General features: G+C 65.9%; 2 protein-coding genes. Both read left to right on the top strand.

The window, feature by feature from the left end:
• Positions 1-1,844 (top strand): 2-oxoacid:acceptor oxidoreductase subunit alpha (locus AB0K25_RS31715; RefSeq protein WP_363824015.1); only part of this gene is annotated, 1,844 nt, incomplete at its 5' end.
• A partial coding sequence (locus AB0K25_RS31720) for a 2-oxoacid:ferredoxin oxidoreductase subunit beta (RefSeq protein ID WP_363824016.1) occupies positions 1,837-2,399 on the top strand: 563 nt, incomplete at its 3' end. The genes AB0K25_RS31715 and AB0K25_RS31720, both read left to right, overlap by 8 nt.

Raw genomic sequence — 2,399 nt, forward strand, 5'->3', positions numbered from 1 at the left:
CCAAGCAGATCCGTCAGTTGGACCGGGTGGTGATCCGGTTTGCGGGTGACTCGGGTGATGGGATGCAGTTGACGGGGGACAGGTTCACCTCGGAGACGGCGCAGTTGGGGAATGATATTTCGACGTTGCCGAATTTCCCGGCGGAGATTCGGGCGCCGGCGGGGACGTTGCCGGGGGTGTCGAGTTTCCAGGTGCATTTCGCTGACTATGACATCCTGACGCCGGGTGACGCGCCGAACGTTCTCGTCGCGATGAATCCGGCGGCGTTGAAGGCGAATCTGGGGGATCTTCGTCGGGGTGCGGACATCATCGTGAACACCGATGAGTTCACCCGCCGGAACCTGGTCAAGGTCGGTTACGCGGTCAGTCCTCTCGACGATGACACCCTGGATGGGTTCGTGGTGCATCCGGTGGCGTTGACGTCGATGACCGTCGGGGCGTTGGCGGAGTTGTCGGTGTCGAAGAAAGACGCCGAGCGGGCGAAGAACATGTTCGCGTTGGGGTTGTTGTCGTGGATGTACTCCCGCCCGTACGACTCGACGCTACGGTTCCTGGAACGGAAGTTCGCCAAGCGTCCGGATCTCGTCGCGGCGAACATCGCCGCGTTCCGGGCGGGCTGGAACTACGGCGAGACCACCGACAGTTTCTCCGTACGGTACGAGGTGAAACCCGCGAAGATGCTGCCGGGCACGTACCGCAACATCACCGGCAACGCCGCCCTGTCCCTCGGTCTGGTCGCGGCCGGGGTCCGGTCCGGTCTGCCGGTGTTCCTCGGCGCGTACCCGATCACCCCGGCGTCGGACATCCTGCACGAGTTGTCGAAACACAAGAAACTCGGTGTGGTCACCATGCAGGCCGAAGACGAGATCGCCGCGGTCGGCGCCGCCCTCGGCGCCTCCTACGGCGGCGCGTTGGGGGTGACCACGACCAGCGGCCCCGGTGTCGCCCTGAAATCCGAGACGATCTCCCTGGCCGTCGCCCTGGAACTACCCCTGGTCATCGTCGACGTCCAACGCGCCGGCCCCTCCACCGGGCTACCCACGAAAACCGAACAGGCCGACCTGAACATGGCCCTACACGGCCGCCACGGTGAAGCCCCCGTCGCGGTGATCGCCGCGAAGTCACCCTCGGACTGCTTCCACGCCGCCCTCGAAGCCGCCCGCATCGCGGTCACCTACCGCACCCCGGTGATCCTGCTGTCGGACAACTACGTCGCCAACGGCTCCGAACCCTGGCTCCTACCCGACGTGCAGGATCTACCCGACCTACGCGTCGACTTCGCGACCGCACCCAACCACGACGACGGCGTCACGTTCCTGCCCTACCTACGCGACCCCGACACCCTCGCCCGCCCCTGGGCGGTCCCCGGCACCCCCGGCCTCGAACACCGCATCGGTGGACTGGAGAAAGCCGACAAGACCGGCGACATCTCCTACGACCCCGCCAACCACGACTACATGGTCCGCACCCGCGCCGCCCGCATCCAGGCCATCCCCGTGCCCGACCTCGACGTCGACGACCCCGACGGCACCGCCCGGACCCTCGTGCTCGGCTGGGGCTCCACCTACGGACCCATCGGCGCCGCCTGCCGCACCCTGCGCCACCACGGCCAACCCATCGCCCAAGCCCACCTGCGCCACCTCAACCCCCTACCGGCCAACCTCGGCGACGTCCTGGCCACCTACGACCGCGTCGTCATCCCCGAGATGAACCTCGGCCAACTCGCCCAGATCATCCGCGCCCGATACCTGATCGACGCGATCGCCTACAACCAGGTCCGCGGCCTACCCTTCACCGCCGCCGAACTGGAGACGATGCTGGAAGAGGTCTGCAAAAATGCCTGAACCCGTCGCCGTGAAACTCACCACCAAAGACTTCAAATCCGACCAGGAAGTCCGCTGGTGCCCCGGCTGCGGCGACTACGCCATCCTCGCCGCCATCCAACAATTCATGCCCGAACTCAACATCCCCCGCGAAAACACCGTCTTCATCTCCGGCATCGGCTGCTCATCCCGCTTCCCCTACTACATGAACACCTACGGGATGCACTCCATCCACGGCCGCGCCCCCGCCATCGCCACCGGACTGTCCGTCACCCGCCCCGACCTGTCCGTCTGGGTCGTCACCGGCGACGGCGACGCCCTCTCCATCGGCGGTAACCACCTCATCCACGCCCTACGCCGCAACGTCAACATCACCATCCTGCTATTCAACAACCGCATCTACGGCCTCACCAAAGGCCAATACTCCCCCACCAGCGAAACCGGCAAAATCACCAAATCCACCCCCGCCGGATCCGCCGACGCCCCCTTCAACCCCCTCTCCCTCGCCCTCGGAGCCGAAGCCACCTTCGTCGCCCGCACCATCGACTCCGACCGCAAACACCTCCAAACCGTCCT

Origin of the sequence: Micromonospora sp. NPDC049257 (assembly GCF_040678915.1) — a bacterium.
Classification (GTDB): domain Bacteria; phylum Actinomycetota; class Actinomycetes; order Mycobacteriales; family Micromonosporaceae; genus Micromonospora; species Micromonospora antibiotica.